18 protein-coding genes and 4 pseudogenes are annotated in these 20,233 nt (G+C 70.1%); 6 read left to right on the top strand and 16 right to left on the bottom strand.

The features are described from left to right. Positions 1-393: 393 nt before the first annotated feature. Together ACH4TV_RS48045 and ACH4TV_RS48040 are read left to right on the top strand one after the other, a co-directional pair. Positions 394-570: pseudogene (locus ACH4TV_RS48045) on the top strand (M56 family peptidase); the annotation flags it as partial. After that, complete coding sequence (locus ACH4TV_RS48040) at positions 512-973, top strand: hypothetical protein (protein WP_398407815.1); 462 nt, start codon at positions 512-514, stop codon at positions 971-973. The pseudogene ACH4TV_RS48045 and the gene ACH4TV_RS48040, both read left to right, overlap by 59 nt. A 176-nt stretch (positions 974-1,149) precedes the next feature. Here the strand turns inward: ACH4TV_RS48040 and ACH4TV_RS48035 are convergent, their stop codons facing one another. The 9 genes and pseudogenes from ACH4TV_RS48035 to ACH4TV_RS47995 form a co-directional block, all read right to left on the bottom strand. Continuing rightward, positions 1,150-1,284, bottom strand: coding sequence for an RICIN domain-containing protein (locus ACH4TV_RS48035; RefSeq protein ID WP_398407814.1), 135 nt, complete (start codon positions 1,282-1,284; stop codon positions 1,150-1,152). A 4-nt stretch (positions 1,285-1,288) separates the two neighbouring features. Then, positions 1,289-2,003, bottom strand: a pseudogene (locus ACH4TV_RS48030) (CoA transferase subunit A). A 12-nt stretch (positions 2,004-2,015) separates the two neighbouring features. Continuing rightward, on the bottom strand, positions 2,016-2,141 hold the full coding sequence (locus ACH4TV_RS48025) for a hypothetical protein (RefSeq protein ID WP_398407813.1): 126 nt from the start codon (positions 2,139-2,141) through the stop codon (positions 2,016-2,018). Positions 2,142-2,399: 258 nt separating this feature from the next. Continuing rightward, a complete protein-coding gene (locus ACH4TV_RS48020; RefSeq protein WP_398407812.1) occupies positions 2,400-3,365 on the bottom strand; it encodes a fumarylacetoacetate hydrolase family protein in 966 nt (321 codons plus the stop codon). Positions 3,366-3,458: 93 nt separating this feature from the next. After that, positions 3,459-4,397: a VOC family protein gene (locus ACH4TV_RS48015; protein WP_398407811.1), complete on the bottom strand. Its 939-nt coding sequence runs from the start codon at positions 4,395-4,397 to the stop codon at positions 3,459-3,461. Positions 4,398-4,430: 33 nt separating this feature from the next. Beyond that, on the bottom strand, positions 4,431-5,459 hold the full coding sequence (locus ACH4TV_RS48010) for an amidohydrolase family protein (RefSeq protein ID WP_398407810.1): 1,029 nt from the start codon (positions 5,457-5,459) through the stop codon (positions 4,431-4,433). Further along, on the bottom strand, positions 5,456-6,589 hold the full coding sequence (locus ACH4TV_RS48005; protein WP_398407809.1) for an FAD-dependent oxidoreductase: 1,134 nt from the start codon (positions 6,587-6,589) through the stop codon (positions 5,456-5,458). The genes ACH4TV_RS48010 and ACH4TV_RS48005 overlap by 4 nt, the downstream gene beginning before the upstream one ends. Before the next feature lie 106 nt (positions 6,590-6,695). Continuing rightward, positions 6,696-7,666, bottom strand: a pseudogene (locus ACH4TV_RS48000) (cyclase family protein). Continuing rightward, complete coding sequence (locus ACH4TV_RS47995) at positions 7,663-8,667, bottom strand: fumarylacetoacetate hydrolase family protein (RefSeq protein WP_398407808.1); 1,005 nt, start codon at positions 8,665-8,667, stop codon at positions 7,663-7,665. The pseudogene ACH4TV_RS48000 and the gene ACH4TV_RS47995 overlap by 4 nt, the downstream one beginning before the upstream one ends. A gap of 129 nt (positions 8,668-8,796) precedes the next feature. On the opposite strand from ACH4TV_RS47995, the gene ACH4TV_RS47990 reads away from it, so the two are divergent. Then, on the top strand, positions 8,797-9,732 hold the full coding sequence (locus ACH4TV_RS47990; protein ID WP_398407807.1) for a LysR family transcriptional regulator: 936 nt from the start codon (positions 8,797-8,799) through the stop codon (positions 9,730-9,732). 248 nt (positions 9,733-9,980) lie between these two features. Here the strand turns inward: ACH4TV_RS47990 and ACH4TV_RS47985 are convergent. Continuing rightward, positions 9,981-10,256 (bottom strand): annotated as a pseudogene (locus ACH4TV_RS47985) (ATP-binding cassette domain-containing protein); the annotation flags it as partial. A gap of 160 nt (positions 10,257-10,416) precedes the next feature. On the opposite strand from ACH4TV_RS47985, the gene ACH4TV_RS47980 reads away from it, so the two are divergent. Together ACH4TV_RS47980 and ACH4TV_RS47975 are read left to right on the top strand one after the other, a co-directional pair. Next, the gene (locus ACH4TV_RS47980; RefSeq protein WP_398407806.1) at positions 10,417-10,668 is read left to right on the top strand and encodes a toxin-antitoxin system HicB family antitoxin; all 252 of its coding nucleotides are present in this window, start codon (positions 10,417-10,419) and stop codon (positions 10,666-10,668) included. Between the two features lie 37 nt (positions 10,669-10,705). After that, positions 10,706-11,044, top strand: a complete 339-nt coding sequence (locus ACH4TV_RS47975) for a fic family toxin-antitoxin system, toxin component (protein WP_398407816.1) — start codon at positions 10,706-10,708, stop codon at positions 11,042-11,044. On the opposite strand, the gene ACH4TV_RS47970 is transcribed toward ACH4TV_RS47975, so the two are convergent. Both ACH4TV_RS47970 and ACH4TV_RS47965 read right to left on the bottom strand, forming a co-directional pair. After that, a complete protein-coding gene (locus tag ACH4TV_RS47970; protein ID WP_398407805.1) occupies positions 11,039-11,755 on the bottom strand; it encodes a class I SAM-dependent methyltransferase in 717 nt (238 codons plus the stop codon). The genes ACH4TV_RS47975 and ACH4TV_RS47970 overlap by 6 nt on opposite strands. Positions 11,756-11,853: 98 nt before the next feature. Then, on the bottom strand, positions 11,854-12,540 hold the full coding sequence (locus ACH4TV_RS47965) for an esterase/lipase family protein (RefSeq protein ID WP_398407804.1): 687 nt from the start codon (positions 12,538-12,540) through the stop codon (positions 11,854-11,856). A 169-nt stretch (positions 12,541-12,709) separates the two neighbouring features. Between ACH4TV_RS47965 and ACH4TV_RS47960 the strand changes: the two genes are divergently transcribed. Then, positions 12,710-14,983 (top strand): LuxR C-terminal-related transcriptional regulator, encoded by a 2,274-nt coding sequence (locus ACH4TV_RS47960; RefSeq protein WP_398407803.1) that lies wholly within the window; start codon positions 12,710-12,712, stop codon positions 14,981-14,983. Between the two features lie 72 nt (positions 14,984-15,055). On the opposite strand, the gene bioD is transcribed toward ACH4TV_RS47960, so the two are convergent. The 4 genes from bioD to ACH4TV_RS47940 form a co-directional block, all read right to left on the bottom strand. Beyond that, entirely contained in the window at positions 15,056-15,778 is a 723-nt protein-coding gene (gene bioD / locus ACH4TV_RS47955; RefSeq protein ID WP_398407802.1) for a dethiobiotin synthase, read from the bottom strand. Between the two features lie 2 nt (positions 15,779-15,780). Continuing rightward, positions 15,781-17,061 (bottom strand): adenosylmethionine--8-amino-7-oxononanoate transaminase, encoded by a 1,281-nt coding sequence (locus ACH4TV_RS47950; protein WP_398407801.1) that lies wholly within the window; start codon positions 17,059-17,061, stop codon positions 15,781-15,783. Continuing rightward, on the bottom strand, positions 17,054-18,184 hold the full coding sequence (bioB, locus tag ACH4TV_RS47945; protein ID WP_398407800.1) for a biotin synthase BioB: 1,131 nt from the start codon (positions 18,182-18,184) through the stop codon (positions 17,054-17,056). Before bioB ends, ACH4TV_RS47950 begins: the two co-directional genes overlap by 8 nt. A gap of 458 nt (positions 18,185-18,642) precedes the next feature. Next, positions 18,643-20,082, bottom strand: a complete 1,440-nt coding sequence (locus ACH4TV_RS47940; protein ID WP_398407799.1) for a hypothetical protein — start codon at positions 20,080-20,082, stop codon at positions 18,643-18,645. Positions 20,083-20,233: the final 151 nt, after the last annotated feature.

The following is a 20,233-nucleotide window of genomic DNA, read 5'->3' as shown; positions in this document are numbered from 1 at the left end:
CCGCGGCGGCGATGGCCCGATGTGTTGTCCTGGACCGCTTGCGGGTGTTGCGTCGCATGGGACTCCTCTGGCGTTCTCGAGTCAGGTAGGGCTTGGTGATCTCTCGGTCGATCGCGACTCGGTGACCAGAGTTACGGACGTGATCGGCGCGAAGGCGGGTTTCTGACCTCATGTCATGCCTCCGTAAGAACTCGGTGGTCTGACCGAACGGGGAGACATACGGGAGAATGACGTGGCACCGGAATCGCTTATCTTTTCTCGCCCCACGGGCAACTCCGGGTCCGTCGGCACCTGTCGTCGGTTGTCGTAGGACCCCATGCGCTGGGCGCTTGTCGGCCTCTACGCCGTCGCAGCCCTCCATACTCCCGCGCCTTGCCGAGGCACCGCCCGTGACCATTGCGGACAGCCGTGTCGTACACCGCGGAGCGGCGGGCGGACGAGGAGGCGGCACGGGCGGTCGGCAGCCGTCGTACGGTGGTGCGCGCGATCGGCAAGGCGGACCTGGTGGATCGTGGTGCTCCGACGCCGACGCTCGCGGGGTTCGCCGCACCCGGGCCGGTGCCGCGCCGGGGACCCCCGCGAGATCTGCGGAGCCACAGGCGATGTCCAGGTGCATCACATCTGTGCGCTCGCCGACCTCGCGCACGCCGGACGGCCGGCGTCTGATTGGCCGCGCGTCATGCTGGATCGGCGTCGAAAGGCCGTCGTGGCCTGCGTGCGACACCTGTCATGGCGAATCCATCAGGCCCAAGCGGCCAGATCATTCACGCCGTGTGCACGGGAGAGCCCGATGACCGAGAAACCGTCATGGCCTGTTCGGCGGGAGGCCGCGCCGAACAGGACCTGCTGTGGCAGACACCTCGCCGCGCAGCCGCCCCAACTTCCTCACTGTATGGCTTCCGCCGTCTACGGATCCGAAGGGAGCGAAGCGACGACATCCACGAGGCTCTCCTCGGACTCGCCGTTTGCCTGATCACGCGTTGGCACGTCCGTAGGCTTTGGCAGGGCCAGTTGGCGGACGTATCCCTGCGCACGCTCGGGCGGCGAGCGTGAAGGCTGCATACCTCTTGGTCAGTCGCGATGGACTATCGGCGCCATGTCGCGACACCGCCCGCCCTGTTGCCCGAGCGGTGCCCCGACACGTTCCGGTCAGACGCGGCGGCGGGTGAAGCGCTGGTTGGGGTTGCCGCTGTAGGTGTACTGGGCGATGCGGGCGCCGTCGGCGGTGGAGTGCTCCCAGACATCCATGGCCAGGCCGGACCCCCGGTTGACGAGGCTGATCACGCCACTACCGTGATCGACCACGCGCCACTGCTGGCTGGACGAAGACGCCGGGCAGATGGATCGCTTCGGGGGCAGCTCGCCGGGTTCTACGAGTTCCTCGACCTCGGCGACCGTGATGCGGCGGCCATGGCGGCCAGCGGGTTGAAGTTGGCGGCGGCCTTGTTGAAGACCAGGTTGCCGTGAGTGTCGCCGCGCCAGGCGCGGACGAGCGCGTAGTCGGTGGTGATGCCGTGTTCGAGGACATGCGCGCGGCCGCCGAAGGAGCGCTTCTCCTTTGCGGGGGAAGCGAGGGCGATGCTGCCGTCCGCCGCGTAACGCCAGGGCAGGCCGCCGTCTGCGACCTGCGTGCCCACGCCCGCCGGTGTGTAGAAGGCCGGGATGCCGGCCCCGCCTGCCCGTAGCCGCTCGGCCAGGGTGCCTTGCGGTACGAGTTCGACCTCCAGCTCGCCGCTGAGGTACTGGCGGGCGAACTCCTTGTTCTCGCCGACGTAGCTGCCGGTCACGCGGCTGATGCGGCCGTCGCCGAGCAAGAGGCCGAGTCCCTGGCCGTCTACGCCGCAGTTGTTGGAGACGACCTTCAGACCGGTGGTGCCCTCGGCGTGCAGGGCGTCGATGAGGGCGGCCGGTATGCCGGACAGACCGAAGCCACCAACGGCGAGCGAGGCCCCGTCGCAGATGTCGGCGACCGCCTCGGCGGCGCTCGCGCTGACCTTGTTCACGTGCGGGTCCTTTCAGCCGGAGGTCGGCCGGGGGCAAACGGAGGAGCCGGGCAGCACCGTTGACCAGTCGCCGACGAGACCGGCGCCAGTGATGTACGAGGTCTCGTCGGTGACGAGGAGGACGACGGCGTTGAGCACCTCGTTACCGGAGGCCGGCCCGGCGGAGTGGGATGTGGCGGCCGATGGCGCGCATCGGGGTGGTCGTCGGCGAGCAGGTCGCCGCGCGTGGCCTTCGGCGCCGATCATTTAGGGGATGACCGAGTTGGCCGGGTGCCTGTGTCACATCGGTGGCGGTCACGGTCGCTCCCGCCCGGGTCGGCGCCTCGACCGCGCCCGGCCCGCGCGCGGACCCGGTGACGGCGACCTTGTCGGCCGGCCTGCCCTCCGCCGCGCGGTTCACGGGCGGGTTCGCGGGCGTGTACGGGCGCGAGGGACGGCCACCTGTTCGGCACCGGGCACCACGGTGTTGGAGACGCTGCCGATGCCCTCGACGGTGAGGGTGACGGTGTCGCCGGGCTTGAGCGGCGGCGGGTCCTGGCGGCCGCGTACACCCCAGAGCTCGGCGAGGCAGCCGCCGTTGCCGCAGGTGCCGGAGCCGAGTACGTCGCCGGGGCGGACCCAGGTGCCGCGGGAGGCGTAGGCGGTCATGTCCTCGAAGGTCCAGCTCATGTTGGACAGCAGGTCCTTGCCGACGACCTCGCCGTTGATCTCGGCGGTCAGCGCCAGACGCAGGAAGCCGTCGCTGTCGCGGTAGGGCTCCAGCTCGTCCGCGGTGACGAGGTAGGGGCCGAGGGTGGTGGCGGTGTCCTTGCCCTTGCAGGGGCCGAGGCTGACCTGCATCTCGCGGGACTGGAGGTCGCGGGCGGACCAGTCGTTGTAGAGGGTGTAGCCGATGATGTGGTCGCGGGCCTGCTCGGGGGTGAGGTCGCGGCCCTCCTGGCCGATGATCGCGGCGACTTCGAGTTCGAAGTCCATTGCCTGGCTGCCGGGCGGCACGGGGACGTCCTCGTGAGCTCCGATGACCGCGTAGGGGTTGGTGAAGTAGAAGGTGGGCGCGTCGTACCAGGCGTCCGGGGCGCCCGAGACTCCGTCGATGCTCCGCCGTACACCCTCGACGTGCTCCTCGAACGTGACGAAGTCGCGTACGGACGGCGGTTGGAGCGGCGGCAGCAGTCGCACCTGGGAGACGTGCGGGCCGCGCGGCAGGTCCAGGCTTGCGTTGCCCGCCTCGCGCAGTGCCTCGGGACCGGCCTGGATCAGGTCCAGCAGCGTCCCCGTGCCTGGGCAGGGGTAGAGGGCGCCGTCGTCCTCGACGGTGGCGAGACGGCTGCGACCGTGCTGTTCGTACGTGGCGAAGCGCATGGCGTTCCTAGGGAGCTGGGAGGGTTGACACAGGCCGGGGGCGCGGCGGCATGGCAGGGCGGGGGAGTGCGCCGAGCCCCCGGGGCTAAAGGGTCAGACCGGCGGAGCGACGAAGACGCCGCGGTCGACGTCGTTGAGCATTTCCTTGGCGACCATCTCGTTCATCGGGTTGGACGTGCCCCACTGGTCGGCGTTCTCGGGCTTCGTCAGGTCGTAGATGTGCGGGTGCCAGGTGTCCTCGTCCAGCTTTTCGAGCTCGGTGGTGTACTCCACGGTGTTGCCGTGCGGGTCGAGGAAGTACGTGAAGGTGTTGTCGCCCGCCATGTGCCGCCCGGGGCCCCAGATCTTGCGGGCGCCGGAGCGCATCACGCGGCCGGAGCCGCGCATGTACTCGTCGATGCCGCGCAGTTCGAAGGAGAGGTGCTGCAGGGAGGCGTGCGGACCGCTGGCGATGGCCATGGAGTGGTGCTGATTGCTGATCCGCATGAAGTGCATGACCTCGCCCATGTGCGGCAAGGCCATCGTGTCGGACAGCCGGAAGTCGAGGTGCTGCTCGTACCAGGCGCGGGTGGCGTTGATGTCGGGGGAGTTCAGGACGACGTGCGAGAGACGGACCGGGATGGACTCCTTCTCCTCGACACGACGGTGCCGGCGCGCCTCGACGTCGGCCGAGACCTCGATGGTGCGGCCGTCGATGTCGAAGAAGCGGAAGCCGTAGCCGCCGCCGGGGGTGTCGACCTTGCCCGGCTGGGAGATCAACTGCACTCCACCCGCAAGGAGTTGCTCGGCGAGTGTGTCCACGTCGGCGGGGTTCGCCGCGCCGTAGGAGATGAGGTCGAGGCGCTTCTCCTCGGCCTTGCGGAGCCGGACGATGAACTGCTCGGGGGAGCCCTCGGCGGCGAGGAAGGAGATGCCGGAGTCTTCGGCGACCTTGGTCAGGCCCCAGACGCCGGCGTAGAAGTCGAGCTGCTTGTCGTAGTCCGGCACGGCCAGGTCGACGTGGCGCAGGTGGGTGAGCAGACGTGTGCTCATGGTGGGGGTTCTCCTCTGTGCGGTTCAGACGGTTCAGACGGTTCCGACAAGGCGGAGCAGCGCTGCCGCGTTGCCGCCGCGTACGGCGTGGAAGTGGGGGGTGGGCAGGTCGGGGACATCGCGCAGCGCGCCGAGCGGGTCGTCGGTGCCCATGTCGAAGGGGAAGTCGGAGCCGAGCAGCACCCGGTCGGGGCCGGCTACCCGGATCAGCTCGCGCAGGACGTCCGGGTCGTGGACAAGGGAGTCGAAGTACAGCTGCTTGAGGTAGCTGCTGGGCGGGTGCGCGCAGCCGCGGGTGTCGGTGCGGGCGAGCCAGGCGTGGTCGGAGCGGCCGATGTGGGTGGGCAGATAGCCGCCGCCGTGGGCGGCGACGATGCGCAACCCCGGGTGCCGGTCCAGGACTCCGGAGAAGATCAGATGGGACAGGGCGACGGCGTTCTCGGTCGGTTGGCCGACGGTGTTGGACAGGTACCACTGGTTGAGGCGCTCGTCGAGCGTGCAGCCGAAGGGGTGCAGGAAGAGGATCGCGCCGGTTTCCTCGGCCCGTGTCCAGAACGGTTCGTATGCGGGGTCCGACAGTTCGCGTCCCGGTGCGTGGCTGGAGATCTCGACGCCACGCAGGCCCAGGCCGAGGGCGTGGTCGAGGGCTTCGACGGCGAGGCCCGGGTGCTGGAGTGGGACGAGGCCGAGGCCGTGCAGCCGCTGCGGGGCCCGGGCGACGTGCGCGGCGGTGCCCTCGTTGGCCAGTTCCCACACCGTACGGGCCAGGTCCTCGTCGGCCCAGTAGTGGTAGTGCGACGGAGACGGCGAGACCAGCTGGACGTCGATCCCGGCGGCGTCCATCGCAGCGAGCCGGGCCTTGACGTCAGTCAGCCTCGGGAAGCGGTCCCGGAACATCGGGCCGCTGACGGCAATGGCCTCGGGGCCGTTGCGGCGGGCGTCGAGATCGCGGGCCGCGGCCAGCCCGGGGTGTCCGGCGACGGCGTCCTCGACCTGAGGGAGCAGGACGTGCGCGTGGACGTCGATCGTGGGTGCGCCGTTCTGGGGACTCACGGGGTTCACGGGGTCTCCTTCAGGACGGACATCGTGCGGCCCATCAGACCGGGTGCGTCGGCGTCACGGACGCCGTCCAGCTGCCACTGACCGAGTTGCACGGATGCTTCGACCACCATGCGGACACGGTCGATCCGGCGTTCGTAGAAGCCGGTCAGCAGGGCGTCGAGGGAGCTCCAGTCCCGTTCCTCGCTCAGCATCTCGGCCAGTACGGAGGCGTCCTCCAGCGACATGGCCGCGCCCTGGGCGAGCGTGGGAGGACAGACGTGGACCGCGTCACCGATCAGGACGACCCGGCCGCGGTGCCAGGAGCCCTCGACGAGCAGCCGGTCGAACCAGGTGTAGTTGACCTTGGCGGGGTCGGTGATGCTCGCGGCGATCTCCGGCCACGCACCCCCGTAGGGCGCGGCCAGCCGCCGCATCTCGTCCGCGTACGAGGCCGGGTCGATGGAGGCGCGGTCGCGGTTGGCCTCGACGAGGTAGGCGTAGATGGTGTTCTCGCTGGTGGGGCAGTAGCCGGCGATGTAGCAGGTTCCGCCGTAGGCCAGGTCCATGCGCTCCACGCCTTCGGGGCGGGGCACGGGGGCGCGCCAGATGGCCATGCCGGTCGGTTCGGGTTTGTCGCCGATGCCGATCATCGCGCGCGTGTGGGAGCTGACGCCGTCGGCGGCGATGACAAGGTCGTAGCGGCCCTCGGTGCCGTCGCTGAAACGGGCGGTGACGCCGGACGCGTCCTGGACCAGTTCCTCGGCGGTGGTGCCAAGGCGTACCGTCGCGCCGCTCTCGAGAACGGCCTCACACAGAATCTCCTGGAGCCGGGGCCGCTGCATGCCGAAGATCGGGGGCAGATCGTCCCCACCGGTGCGGATGTCCTGCTGGACATGGAACACGGTCCCGTCGGGGGCGGCCAGGCCGACGGCGTCGACGGCGTAGCCGCTCTCCCGGACCTTGTCCCATACCCCCACTTCGCGCAGCACGCGCAGCGCGTTGCCCTGGAGGGTGATGCCGGAACCGAGCACGTTCCAGTCCGGTTTGGCCTCGATCAGTTCCACGGCGATGCCCGCCCGCCGCAGCAGTACGGTCACGGCGTTGCCGGACGCGCCGCCGCCTATGACGAGGACGGTGCGGGGGTCGTTCATGGGTTCTCCCTGAGATGGTGCCGCGCGAAACGGCAAGGGGGTGTTGCGGGCCGGGCGGGCGAGGGTGGCGTAGCCGTCCGCCCGGCCCGCCCAGCAGTCCAGGGCGTTACTTGACGGCGATGGGATTCACCGGTGAGCCGACCGACCCGGTGATGGGCAGTGGCGCGGCGGTGAGCCAGAACTCGTACCGGCCGTCGGCGGCGCAATGTGCGGCGAGGGCGTCGAGGTCCCACATCTCCCCGATGAGCAGACCGATGTGGGGGATGGCGACCTGGTGCAGCGGCTGGAAGGCGTGGTCGACCTCGTTGGGCCGCACCTCGAAACCCCAGGTGTCGGTGGCGATCCCGGCGATCTCGCTCCGGTGCAGCCAGCCGGCCGTACTGAAGCTCAACCCCGGCGCCGGCCCGCCGGGTAGTCGCCCCAGCCTTCGTGACGTGCGCGGGCCAGCCGCCCGGTGCGCACGAGGACCAGGTCCCCACGACCGACGGTCACACCATGCGAGGCGGCGGTCGCGGTCAGGTGCTCCTCGGTGATGGCGAAGCCGTCGGGAAGTTCGCCGTCCTGACCGACGACCAGACCCACATCAAGGAGGACGCCCCGCCCGGCGACGTGCGAAGCCATGTGCTCGATACCGGTGACCAGATCGCCTTCGGAGGTGACGACCTTCTCCGCCGAGCGGCCGTTCCACGCCTTGCCGTGATCGAAGATGTGCCCGAGCCCGTCCCACTGGGTGGAGCACTGCAAGGGCATGGCGACCACGTCGTCGGCGCCACCGAAACCGTGCGGAAAGCCCTGGCCGCCCAGAGCGGCGTCGGTGCCGGTGGCGAGCATCGTGTGCACCGGGTTGGTACGCCGCCGCCAGCCTTTCTGCGGGCCGTCCATGTCGAAGGCCTGTGACAAGGAGAAGCTGACGCCGTCGCGGATCAGGGCCGCGCCCTCGCGGCGCTTGGCCTCGTCGAGGAAGTTGAGCGTGCCGAGCACATCGTCCTCGCCCCAGCGGCCCCAGTTCGAGTACGCCTTCGCCGCCTCGGCGATCGCCGCCTCGGGATCCGTACGGTCGATAGGACCGGCGCTCATCGGTCCTCCTCCGCGACACAGCGGGTGCGCTGGGCGCCGAGCCCGGTGACCGAGCCGTCCATCACGTCGCCGTCGCGCAGCAGCCGGCCCCAGTGGATGCCGTTGCCGGCCGGGCTGCCGGTCAGGACCAGGTCGCCGGGAAGCAGTCGGGCGGTCTGGGAGATGTACGAGACCAGCCGTGCGACGCCGAAGATCATGTCCTTGGTGGACTCGTCCTGCATGGCCTCGCCGTTGAGTTTCAGGGTGACCTGCAGGTCGGACGGGTCTGCGATGGAGTCGGCCGGGACGATCCACGGGCCGAGCGGGGTGAAACCGGGGGCGTTCTTGCTGCGCAGCCAGTCGGTGCCGATCGGGGGCATGTCCCGGCGAAAGACGGTCGCGCGGTCGGTCAGGTCATTGGCGATGGTGTAACCCGCGACGTACTCCAGCGCCTCCTCCACAGTGACCCGGTAGGCGGGGCGGGAGATCACCGCGGCGAGTTCCAGTTCCCAGTCGGGCTTCTGGGCCCAAGCGGGCAGCACCACGTCGTCGTAGGGACCGCTGATCGTGGTCGGCAGGCCGATGAAGACGTACGGGAGGTCCTCGGCGGCCCGCTTGTCCATGACCGCCGCGACCTCGGCGCGGGCCTCCTCGACGGTGCCCGGGGCGTCCGGGGCGCGGTGTGCGACCGCCAGGTCGATCACGTGCTGCCGGTAGTTGGCGCCGGACTGGAAGATCTGCCGGGGCTCGACGGGCGCGTGCACCGCCAGGTCCGCCAGCGGCCGCCAGTCGCGCGTCGGGTCCCCGGCGAGGGTATGCAGGCGCGGCAGTTCCTCGTCCCAGTGCTCCAGGAGCGCGAGCGTGGTCAACGCGGGTTCGTCCAGTGCCGTGCGCAGATCGAGCGCTCGGCCGTCCGGCGTCACGAGGCTCGGAAACCTGGTCTCGCCCGGCGCCGAAAGGGTGGCGATGGCGAACGGTCCGGAGAAGGGGGTGAAGGGTGCCGACGTGGCTGCGGATGTCACGGAGATTTCCTCCCGATTGCGGTGCCACTAATCTGGCCCAGCAGATTGCAATCAGGGAAATCGATTTCCTGTATATAAGAATCCAGCCGGTGAATACCGATGGTGCCGGCTCCGGAATTGGGATGCTTCGTGAACCTGGCCAGCCTGGACCTCAACCTCGTCGTTGCCCTGCGCGCCCTCCTGCAGGAGCGCAACGTCACCAGGGCCGGCCAGCGCATCGGGCTCAGTCAACCCGCCATGAGCGCGGCCCTGGCCCGGCTGCGCCGCCACTTCGACGACGACCTGCTCGCCCGGGTGGGCGGAGGGTACGAACTGACCGCCCTCGGGCAGGCCCTCCTCGACCGGACCACCACCGCATGCGACCTGCTGGAGCGCGTCTTCGCCAGTCAGGCCGAATTCAACCCCTCCCGCGAGGAATACGAGTTCACGCTGATCGCCTCGGACTACGCGGTTGCCGTCTTCGGCACCGAACTCGCCCGCACCGTCCAAGCCGAGGCACCAGGCATCCGGCTGAGGTTCAAACAGGTACCGAACGAATTCATCGACAGCACCGGGTCGCTGCTCAGCACCGTGGACGGGCTACTGCTGCCCCACGGCATCATTCGCGGCTTCCCCACGGTCGAGCTCTACCAGGACAGCTGGGTCTTCCTCGTCGCGGACGACAACCCGGAGGTCGGCGAGCAGCTCACCCTCGACGACCTGGCCCGGCTGCCGTGGGTGACGTATCAACGAGCCTACGACGCCCCCGCCGCCCGCCAGATCGCCATGCTCGGCATCGAGCCGCGCGTGGCGGTCTCCGTCGACAGTTTCCAGCTGATGCCACTCCTGGTCGCAGGCACCCGACGGGTAGCTCTCTTTCAGAGGCGTCTCGCCGACGAGCTGGACGGACTCGCACCCGTCCGCATCATGGAACCGCCCTACTCCGCCGTGCCGCTCCAGCAGGCCTTGTGGTGGCATCCGGTCCACATGCACGACGCGGCGCACATGTGGCTGCGGGAGACGATGGCCCGGGTCGCCGAGACGATGGAGGCCGGTCGGCCTACGATCTCCGGTCCGCCGAAATGAGGGTGGGGCTATGACCCGCATGGGCAAAAGACACCGCCGAGCCACGGCCGACGCCGAATGGCGGCCGCCGCGTGGAGCCGGGTTGAGTAGTCGCTGCCGCTCTGGCTGGAAAGGTTCGCCGGCCGGTCCCGTGCGAGCGGTGACGATCGCTGCTCAGCTGCGTATATCGGGTCGCGCTCCCGGGATGGGCGTGCAGGTAGTCCCGGAAGATCCGCTCGTTCCGACTCCGGAGTCAGGGAGGAGGGCCGCTCCTTGAGCCCCGTGATCTCCGTGTCGCCGAGCCACACCTGCCCCGCCGAGACGGTGTCGAGCCCCGCCAGGCAGTGCATCAACGTGGACTTCCCCGAGCCCGAGGGCACCATGACCGTGGTGAAGCGCCCGCGCGCGATGTCCACGTCGACCGAGTCGAGAGCGAGAACGGTCGTCTCGCCCGAGCCGTACGCCTTGGTCAGCGCGCGGGCGCGGGCCGCGGTTCCGTCGGCCTCCGCGAGCCCGGGGGCGTGCTCCGCAGCGGATGTGGACAAGGCCGCCTCCTCGGTGGCTCCGTGGTCGTGGCTGTACCGCTGCCGTACCTACGTACCTTTCCCGGCCGAGCGTAGTGTGACGAGGCACACACTCGGTATCCCCTTTCGGTCCTGGGTGGCCCCCTTGCCGGTGCTAGCACATACGCGCTAGCGTCGAGGTATGGCGAAGACTCAGCTGAACGTCCGGGTGGACGAGGGCACCGCCCAGGCGGCGCGCGAAAAGGCCCTTGCCCGTGGAATGAGCGTCAACCGCTACATAGAAGAGCTGGTCAAACAGGACACCGGCGAGGCGGGCCACACCTTCGTGGAGGCAGCCGCCGACTTCATGAAGCAGTACGAGTCCGTCTTCGCCGAAGAGTTCGGCGCAGACCGTGAAGGCAAGCGCGAAGGTCGTCACCGACCCCTTGGATAACTTCGGCAACCTCAGGATCGACCTCGCCTGGCTCCTCATGATCGCCGAACGGAAGACGCCCGGAGATCCCCAGGTCTCCGACTGGGGCGCCCTGGTCGCCGCCGTCGCCCGCCACGAGGCCGAGATATTCGACATCCCCGTCTACGACAACCCACACGCCCGGGCTGCCGCCCTGCTCCAACTCCTGCTGCATGTCCCGGCGCTGGAGCGCTCCAACGCGCTGTTCGCCTCCGCGGTCGCCTACGCCTACCTCATCGCCAGCGGGGTGAAGGTCGTCACCTCGCCCGAGCAGGTGCGTGACCTGGCCCGTCTGGTGAAGACGGGCAACGCCTCCGTGCACGACATCGCGCGCGAACTTCGCCAGTGGAGCTTATGAGGCAGCCGTCCCCGGCTCAGCCCCCGACTGCGGGGGACGCCACGCGCTGCCCAGCACGCAGTACGAGGTAGGCAGCTTGGGTCCCTTCTCGGGCAGCAACAGCCGCCGGTACGGGCCCAGTTCGAACCCGGCGTCGCGCAGCGCGGCGACCGGGTCCCGGGACACATGGCAGCCGCCGGCGAGCGCGGGCCACACCGTGCGGTCGAGGGCGCGCTGGGTGAACCGCATCGCGGGCCCGCCGCCGAGGCCGTGCTCGAAGAACCGCACCTCACCGCCGGGGCGCAGCACCCGCCGTACCTCACCGAGGGCCCGGGGCACGTCCCGGACGCCGCACAGCACCAGCGAGAGCACGACGGCGTCGAAGGCCTCGCCCTTCACCGGCAGCGCCTCGGCCAGGCCCGGCACTACATCGACGGGGACGGGCACCTCGGAGCGCAGGGCCGCCTCCACGGCCAACTTCCGCAGCAGGCGCTCGGGTTCGATCGCGACGACCTCCGAGACGGTGCCCGGATAGTGCGCGAAGTTCAGTCCGTTGCCGGCGCCGATCTCGATCACCCGCCCGGAGAGCCCGGCGAGCAGCCGGTCCCGTACGGCACCCATGCCGATACCGGTCTCGGCGGCCACACTGATCCGGGCGTAGTAACGGGCGAACAGCGGATGGTGCACGGGATCCCGCGGCACCTTGCCGGAGCTGGTGGACCGTAGCGGCATGGGGACCTCCCGAGGAGGACTGGCCTTACCGCGATTGTCCCCCTTGCGGGACCCGCACACCCTCGCTGTTCGCCCAAAAATGGGAGGGGCTGACGGGATCAGGCGACGAAGTTACGAACCTGCTGGTAGATGCCGTAGTCGTTGTTCATCTCGTTGTGCGAGATGCAGCCGACCTCGACGTTCGTGGCGCCGTTCAGGATCGCGGTGGTGTCCGGGGTGAGCGCGTCGTCGCAGTTGGACCAGTAACTCGCGTACGACACACTGCCCGGCGTCTCGTCGCCCGAATTCAGCGCGGCCAGGAAAGAACTTCCGGTGTACATCTCGGAACACGAGGTGTACAGCCAGGAACACCACGAGGCGACCGAGGTGCCGTGGTTGACGCCGGCCGCGGAGACGAAGTCGTCGACGTACGCCGTTCCGCCGAGGTTCTTGAGGTAGTAGCGGGCGCTGAGCGCGCCCATCGAGTGGACCACGAGGTCGACCTTCGAGGCGCCCGTCGCGGCGAGCACTCTCTTGACCTCGGTGGCCAGTTGCTGGGCGGTCGTGACGTTCGACTGGGACCACGAGTACGACCAGGCGTCCAGCTCAGAGGCCGTGTAGCCGTCGGCCTTGAAGTCGGCGACCCAGTCGTCCCAACTGCTCGACGAGCTGCTGAGACCGTGTACGAAGACGATGGGATTGTGGGTCGCGGCCTGGGCGGGCGTGGCGGACAGCGACAGGGACAGAAGCATCGAGGACACGACAGCCGAGACGGCTGCAGTGATGCGTCGCATGCGGCGCTGCATGGTGCCTCCTGAGAAGGGCGGGGTTGGCTGGAGTGTCAGGCCGGGTCTACGCGCGCCGCATCGGTGAAATCGCCGGTCTTTACGCACCTTGTAACTCACCAGTAACGTGACTGGTGTGGTGACCTCGGTGAACCCCCCGCCTCCGCCGCGCATTTCGCCACCGCAACTCATGGACGCGTGGCAGCAGCTCGGCCCTCCGCTTCCCGAAGGCGTCCGCGTGCGCGTCCTCTGTGCCGCGTACGGCGATCCGCGCGCCGCCGCCGAACTCGTACCGCTGCTCACCGACCGCCAGGCGGCCGGACTCGACCCGCTCCCGGCGGAACCCGCCGCACTCGCCCCCGAACTGCTGCGGGCGCGCCGCCGGGAGATCCGCGCCCTCCCCGACGACACCCGGCTGCTCCTGCTCCTCGCCGCCGCCGACCAGCACCCCGTGGCGACCCACGCCTTCCTGCGCGCGGTCGCCGCGGCCCGCCTCGACACCTGTGCTCTCGAAGCCGCCGAGGCGGCCGGAATCGCCCATGCGGCGGCGGACGGTGTCGTCTTCCGCGACGCGTGGACACGCATCGCCGCGTACGAGTCGGGGTCCTCGGCGGACCGGCGGGACGCGCACCGACTGCTGGCGCGCGTCCTGCACGGCGACGGGGAGACACCCCGGCGGTCCTGGCACCGGGGCGCCGGCGCCCTGGGCCCCAGCGGACGGCTCGCCGCCGAACTGGGCGGCGCCGCGCACGAGGCGCGCGGGGCGGGCGACCACGCGCTGGCCGGCGCCCTCGGCGAACGCGCCGCCGCCCTCTCGCCCGACCCGCGGGACCGCTTGCGGCTGCTCTCGCGGGCCGCCGCCGACGCCTGGAACCGCGGCGACGGGGACCGGGCCCGCGGTCTGGTGGCGGGCTCGGACGAGAGCGCACTGAACGGCGTGCTCGCCCTGCGGTCGGGCAACGCGACCGAGGCCTTCGACGCACTGCTGACGGCCGCAGTCCGGCACGGAAGGGCCGCCCTGGAGCAGGGAGACGTGCTGAATCGTTCCGCCCGCGATCAAGGGCCGACTCACCCTGGCCTGCCGGAACGATTCAGCACATCGGACGACCTGTACCCGTACCCGGAGTCACAGCCTCCGCACGAGGTCGCGAACCCCGCTCTGGACATCGCCGTGCACCTGTTGGCACGTGCCACCGAGGCCGCCGTCTACACCGGCGACCTCCGCCGCTGCCGGGAAGCGGCCACCGTGTCCGCACGGCTCGGCATCATCCCGCCCGGCACCCTCGCCGGACTCGCCGCCGCCGTCGAGGGCCGGTACGAGGACGCCCGCAACCTCCTCAAGGCCGCCGCCGGGCGCTGCGGTCCCGGTGGGGACCCCACCCTGCTCATCCACTCCGGCATCGCCGCGCTGCTCCTCGGCGACCACTCCGGCGCCGAACGAGCCACCGTACGGGCCGCCGCCTCCGCCCGCTCCCGGGGCGAGACGGTGACCGTCCCGCAGGCCATGGAGTTCCGGGCCTACGCCGACTTCTGGACCGGACGCCCACGGGCCGCCGAGACCGCCGCGGCCGACGCTCTCTGGCAGGCGTACGCCACCGGGCAGGACAACGGCGCCTGTCATCTCCAGGCCGCGCTCGCCATGTTCGCCGCGGTGACCGGCGACGGCGAGGTCTGCCGGGAACGCGCCGAGGCTGCCCGTACCCACGCCCGCGCCCACGGCCTGGGACTGCCCGCCGCCCTCGCCCTGTGGGCGCTCGCCTTCCTGGACCTGTCCACCGGCCGCTTCGAGAGCGCCGCCGCCCGGCTGCGCGCCCTCGCCGGATTCGGCCCGGGCCACGGCCACCGGGCCATCCGGCACCTGGCCACCCCGCACTACGTCGAGGCCGCCGTCCGCACCGGCGACACCCGCGTCGCCCGGGCCGCCCACGCCGACTACGACCGCTGGGCCGCCGCCGTCCGCAGTGCGGATGATCTGGCCCTCAGTGCGCGCTGCCGTGCCCTGTTGGCGCCCGGCGCCGAAGCGGTCGACCACTACCGGACGGCCCTCGACCTGCACGCCCATGGCACCCGTGACTTCGAACGGGCCCGTACGGAGCTGTTGTTCGGCAGTGCGCTGCGTCGGTTGCGCCATCGCACCGAGGCTCGCGACCGGCTGCACAGTGCGTTGGAAGCCTTCGAGGCGTTCGGGGCGCCGCACTGTGCGACGCAGGCCCGGGCGGAACTGCGTGCGCTGGGGGCGCCGGCGACGATCACGCCGGGGCCGGCGGATCTCACCACGCGGCTTACGGCGCAGCAGTTGATGGTGGCGCGGATGGCCGCCGACGGTGCGACCAATCGGGAGATCGCTGTTCGGCTTGCCTTGAGTCCTCGCACGATTGATCACCATCTGCGGGGGGTGTTCTCGCGGTTGGGGATTCGGTCGCGGATTGAACTGGTGCGGTTGTTGGGGGAGGCGGGGGTGTGAGTTCGGGCGCGGGCCCGTGGGGGCTTGTCGCGCCCCGCGGCGGAGCCGCAGATCAGATACAGCCCCGCGCCCCTAAAGAAGGGGGGCTTCTCGCGCCCGGAACTCCGAGGCGTCCCATGTTCCGCCCAGCGTCGGGGCCAGCCAACTCGCGGCCATCGTGCGGAAGTTGGCCGGAGGTAGGGTCCCGACTCCCGCCGGCAGCGCCCCGAGGAGAGGGGCCCCGGCTACCACCGGGAGGTCGGCCAGGTTGCAACGGGCCGCAAGATCAGGGGAGTCGGGCCAGCTGCCGATGGTGATGCCCGTCAAGTAGACGTCTCTGCGGGCCAGTTCACGGGCCGTCAGTTCTGTCGCGTTCAGGGTGCCCAGGCCTGCCGACGTGACGAGCAGTACCGGGGCGTTCAGCAGTTCGGCCGCGTCCGCCAGGGTGCCGCCGTCGTCGTCGAAGCGTACGAGCAGGCCGCCGGCGCCCTCGACCAGGACCACGTCGTACTCGGCGGCCAGCTTGGCGGCGGTCTCCGCGACCTCGGCCGGTCGTACCGGCGGCAGCGAGGCTCGGCGGGCGGCGGTCGCGGGGGCCAACGGGTCGGGATAGCGGGCGAGTTCGACCGTCCGTACGGTGCCCGCGAGGCGGGCGACCTCGTCGGCGTCGCCGCGTTCGTCCGGACGTACCCCTGTCTGCGCGGGCTTGAGCACGGCCACCGTGCGGCCGGCCGCGAGGGCCGTGGCGGCGACGGCGGCGGTCGTGACCGTCTTGCCGACCTCCGTGCCCGTGCCCGTGATCACCAGGATCGCCATGCTCATCCCTCCTGGGCCGCCGCGCAGACCGCGCGCGCGATCCGGGCCAGGTCCGTGTCGCCGGTGACGTACGGCGGCATCGTGTAGACGAGGTCGCGGAACGGCCGCAGCCAGACGCCCTCGCGCACGGCCGCCGCCGTGGCCGCCGCCATGTCCACCTCGTGGTCGAGCTGGACCACGCCGATCGCACCCAGCACCCGTACATCCCGGACGCCGGGCAGGTCGGCCGCCTCGGCGAGCCCCTCCCGCAGACCGGACTCGATGCGCTTGACCTCCGCCTGCCAGTCCTGGTCGAGCAGCAGGCCGATCGACGCGCAGGCCACGGCCGCGGCCAGCGGGTTGGCCATGAAGGTCGGGCCGTGGGCGAGCACCGGGACCTCGCCGCGCGAGATGCCGTCGGCCACCCGCGCCGTGCACAGTGTCGCCGCCATCGTCAGATAACCGCCGGTCAGTGCCTTGCCCACGCACATCACATCCGGCGTCACCGCCGCGTGCTCCGCCGCGAACAGCGCGCCCGTGCGCCCGAACCCGGTCGCGATCTCGTCGAACACGAGCAGCACGCCGTACGCGTCGCAGGCCTCGCGCAGCACCCGCAGATAGGCGGGGGAGTGGAACCGCATCCCGCCCGCGCCCTGGACCACCGGTTCGACGATCACGGCGGCCAGTTCGTCGGCGTGCCGCTCGATCAGCGCGCGGAGGTGTTCCGCGTACGGCTCCTCGTACTCCGTCGGCGGGGCGTCCGCGAAGACCTGGCGGGGCAGGACGCCCTGCCACAGCTCGTGCATGCCGCCCTCGGGGTCGCACACGGACATCGGCTGCCAGGTGTCGCCGTGGTAGCCGCCGCGCCAGGTCAGCAGACGCTGCTTCGCCGGGCGGCCCACCGAACGCCAGTACTGCAGACACATCTTGACCGCGACCTCGACCGACACCGAACCCGAATCGGCGAGGAAGACATGCTCAAGGCCCTCCGGCGACAGGTCGACAAGGAGCTTCGCCAGCCGTACGGCGGGCTCGTGGGTGAGCCCGCCGAACATGACGTGGCTCATCCGGGAGAGCTGGTCGCGCGCCGCCTCGTTGAGCACCGGGTGGTTGTAGCCGTGGATCGCCGACCACCAGGACGACATGCCGTCGACCAGCTCGGCCGACCCGTCCGCCATCCGGAGCCGCACCCCGCTCGCCGACTCCACGACGAGCGGTTCGACCCGGCCCGGCATGGGCCCGTACGGATGCCAGACGTGGCGTCGGTCCAGGTCGAGCAGCTCGGAAAGGGGCAGGTCAGGCATTGGGCGCGAGGTCCGTTCCGGCACCTCGACGGCGTACGGTGACCAGGTCCGTACGCGGTTCGGGCGCCGCCGCGTCCGAAGCGCAGGCGCCCGCGTCCGTGCCGCAGGTGCCGTCGGCCGCCCGGTGTTCGGGAAGTGTCACCTGGTCGGTGCCCTCGACCTCGAAACCGGCGTCGGCGATCATGTCGAGGTCGGCCTGACCGGCCTGGCCCTCGGTGGTGAGGTAGTCGCCGAGGAAGATCGAGTTGGCCAGATGCAGCGCGAGCGGCTGCATCGTGCGCAGATGGACCTCACGGCCGCCCGCGATGCGCACCTCCGCGTCCGGGCAGACGAACCGGACCATCGCGAGGATGCGCAGACAGCGCTGCGGGGTGAGGTTCCACTCCTTGGCCAGCGGGGTGCCCTCGACCGGGATGAGGAAGTTGACCGGAATCGAGTCCGGGTCCAGGTCGCGGAGGGAGAAGACGACGTCGATCAGGTCCTCGTCGCTCTCCCCCATCCCGGCGATCAGGCCCGAGCAGGCGGACAGACCGGCCGCGTGCGCCTTCTGGACGGTGTCGACCCGGTCGGCGTACGTGTGGGTGGTGGTGATGTCGCCGTACGTCGACTCGGACGTGTTCAGGTTGTGGTTGTAGGCGTCGGCGCCCGCCTCGCGCAGGCGTTCGGCCTGGCCGTCGGAGAGCAGGCCCAGACAGGCGCACACCTCGACGCCCTCGTTGCCGTCCTTGATCGCCTTGATGGTGCCCGCGACCCGGTCCACGTCCCGGTCCGTCGGACCGCGTCCGCTGGCCACCAGACAGACCCGCTTGGCGCCCCCGGCCAGCCCGGCCGCCGCGGCCTTCGAGGCCTCGTCGGGCTTCAGCCAGGTGTACTTCAGGATGCCGGTGGTGGAGCCGAGGCGCTGGGAGCAGTAGGAGCAGTCCTCCGGGCACAGCCCCGACTTCAGGTTGACCAGATAGTTGAGCTTCACCCGCCGCCCGAACCAGTGCCGGCGCACCTTCCCGGCCGCGGCCACCACATCGAGCAGCTCGTCGTCTGAGGTGGCCAGCACGGCCAGCGCCTCGTCACGGCTCGGCAGCTCGCGCCGCAGCCCCTTGTCCACCAGCGTCGTCAGCAGGTCCATGGAAGCCGATCCTGACGTATCCGACGGGTCGAGGGAAAGGAGAGTTCGTACAAGAGAGGTGCTTCGACGTGTGGGGTATGTAACACGACCACCCCAGTACGTAGGGTCAACAGAGAGCATGGAAGACCAGGTCAGGGGCCCAAAATCCGCATCTCACCGCCGATTTGGTGAGAGACATGTGTGAGACGAAAGGGCCAGTGGATCAGTATGGAGGGTTCCTACAACACCCCGCAGGGGCTGTTCCCTTACACCGTGTCCTACCTGGCCTTCCTCGGACTCGCCGCCGCCCTCTGCTGCTACAACGACTCGTCGCCTCACCACGGAGGACACGGTCATAGTAGTGAGGTGTTCGAGTCAAGTATGCCGTTGTGCTTAAGAAAGCGGCATGCCGGAGCTGATGCGGCAGTCACTCACCTGCGGCTGTCCTGTGGTGGGCTGGCACCTGCACAGCCGGGGTGTCAGTCGCTGGTGGTTCCCAGGGCATCGTCGGCCAGATTCCACTGGCCGTCTTTGCCGAACGGCCACGGATGGGCGTAGGTGTCGCCTCTGAAGCAGTCGCGCAGGTCGTGTGGTGTGGCCGGAGGATCGGCAGGAACGGTGAGGGCAGCGGCGAGCGGGTCGATGGACGCCGCGTACTGCTCAGCCCACTGCGTCCAGTCCGCCGCGACGTCCGCCTGGCGGGCTGCGGAGCAGAACGCCCGGATGTCCTGCGCCAGGCGCCAGCGTTCCACCTGACCGGTGAGAACCGCCCCGCGGTGCTGTGTGATCTGGGCTGCACGGGCCTGGCGCAGCGCCTTGTACCAGTTCCGTTTGCGTGCGGCCTCTTCCTGTTCCTTCGCGATGCGTTGCTGTTCGGCGTTTACGGCAAGCTGGTCCAGGTCGCGCAGGAGGTGGCCGAGCCGGTCTTCCAGTTTCCACCGTGCGCCGTCCGCGCAGCTGTAGGCCGGGGTGTAGTAGCTGCTCTGGTGGGGGGACGCGATCTTGAGGCGGCCGTCGGGATGGTGGTCGTACTTCGGAGGCTTCCTCGCCCAGGGATTCTTCTCGAGGTTGCGCAGTTCCTGGGGCGTGGGCTCATGGGGTGCTTTGCTCGTGAGTTCGGTGATCTGCCAGGGGTAGTTGTGGGCGCCGATGCGGATGACCAGCTGGTGGGTCGCTTCCCCGCGGTGCCGACTGCTGTCGGTAGTGACCTCCCAGCCGCGCCGTTCGGCCTCGGTGATCAGTGCATGGGCGATGCGCAGGGCCCGGTCGGTGAGGTGGCGGGAGATGTTCATCGGTACGACGTCGGGCACATCCCGCGTGTCGGCGGTGGTCTTCGAACGCCCCAGTCTCTTGAGGGTGCGGGCGACCAGCGGATGCGGTTTACGCGGGAGTTCGTCAGGTACTTCCACCGCGGGAACGGCAGGCGGTTCAGCAGCCTTGCGGGCGGCTTCGTCTACGACCTTCAAGACCATGTCGCCTTTGTCCCGGCCCTTGACCTGCAGCTTGCAGCCGTTGGGGACATGCCCGTGATGCAGCGCGTGATAGTAGGCCGCCCGCCAGCGGGCGCGGGTCTTGGGCCCGCAATCCGGCACGGTAAGTGTTCCGCCGGCTTCACGGACGCGGACCAGCAGCGCAGGCCCGTCCGCCGGCGCGAGAGCAGCCTGGGCCGGGTCGTCCTTCAGCCGCTGCTTCTGCGCTTCCGCCTCCTTGGGATGCTTTCCGTGCTTGAGATAGAAGCGGCCATCAGCGGTGACGACCGCGGTCCGGCGGCCTGCGGCTCCGTAGCCGGTCTTCACCAGCGTTCGCTGCTCAAGCGCCCACAGCACACCGCTGTGTACGCCCTGTACATCGAACGCCTTCGACGCTGCTGCCACCTGCTTCAGCAGCTCCAACTGTTTGCCGCTCAGCGAATACTTCACAGTCCCTGTCCCCTTCCCCGCCTGCCGTGTGCGCCGGGCCTCGACTGAAGGCAGTAAGAGCGTTGTGGCCAACCGAACCGCAGCTCGAAGAGCTGCGGTTCTTCCATGATCGACGTGTTCTCGTCGGTGGGCCCGGGCAGCACCGGGGCGG

Source organism: Streptomyces sp. NPDC020898, from assembly GCF_044333925.1.
In the GTDB taxonomy this organism is placed as follows: Bacteria; Actinomycetota; Actinomycetes; order Streptomycetales; family Streptomycetaceae; genus Streptomyces.
This window is presented reverse-complemented; position numbering and strand designations above follow the sequence as displayed.

What these genes read in the sequence shown, in the direction of transcription:
- ACH4TV_RS47975 (WP_398407816.1), top strand. Translation starts at nt 10,706, where the DNA reads ATGATCGCCGAACGGAAGACGCCCGGAGATCCCCAGGTCTCCGACTGG.
- ACH4TV_RS47970 (WP_398407805.1), bottom strand. Translation starts at nt 11,755, where the DNA reads ATGCCGCTACGGTCCACCAGCTCCGGCAAGGTGCCGCGGGATCCCGTG.
- ACH4TV_RS48020 (WP_398407812.1), bottom strand. Translation starts at nt 3,365, where the DNA reads ATGCGCTTCGCCACGTACGAACAGCACGGTCGCAGCCGTCTCGCCACC.
- ACH4TV_RS47965 (WP_398407804.1), bottom strand. Translation starts at nt 12,540, where the DNA reads ATGCAGCGCCGCATGCGACGCATCACTGCAGCCGTCTCGGCTGTCGTG.
- ACH4TV_RS48005 (WP_398407809.1), bottom strand. Translation starts at nt 6,589, where the DNA reads ATGAACGACCCCCGCACCGTCCTCGTCATAGGCGGCGGCGCGTCCGGC.
- ACH4TV_RS47960 (WP_398407803.1), top strand. Translation starts at nt 12,710, where the DNA reads ATGGACGCGTGGCAGCAGCTCGGCCCTCCGCTTCCCGAAGGCGTCCGC.
- bioD (WP_398407802.1), bottom strand. Translation starts at nt 15,778, where the DNA reads ATGGCGATCCTGGTGATCACGGGCACGGGCACGGAGGTCGGCAAGACG.
- bioB (WP_398407800.1), bottom strand. Translation starts at nt 18,184, where the DNA reads ATGGACCTGCTGACGACGCTGGTGGACAAGGGGCTGCGGCGCGAGCTG.
- ACH4TV_RS48015 (WP_398407811.1), bottom strand. Translation starts at nt 4,397, where the DNA reads ATGAGCACACGTCTGCTCACCCACCTGCGCCACGTCGACCTGGCCGTG.
- ACH4TV_RS47980 (WP_398407806.1), top strand. Translation starts at nt 10,417, where the DNA reads ATGGCGAAGACTCAGCTGAACGTCCGGGTGGACGAGGGCACCGCCCAG.
- ACH4TV_RS47950 (WP_398407801.1), bottom strand. Translation starts at nt 17,061, where the DNA reads ATGCCTGACCTGCCCCTTTCCGAGCTGCTCGACCTGGACCGACGCCAC.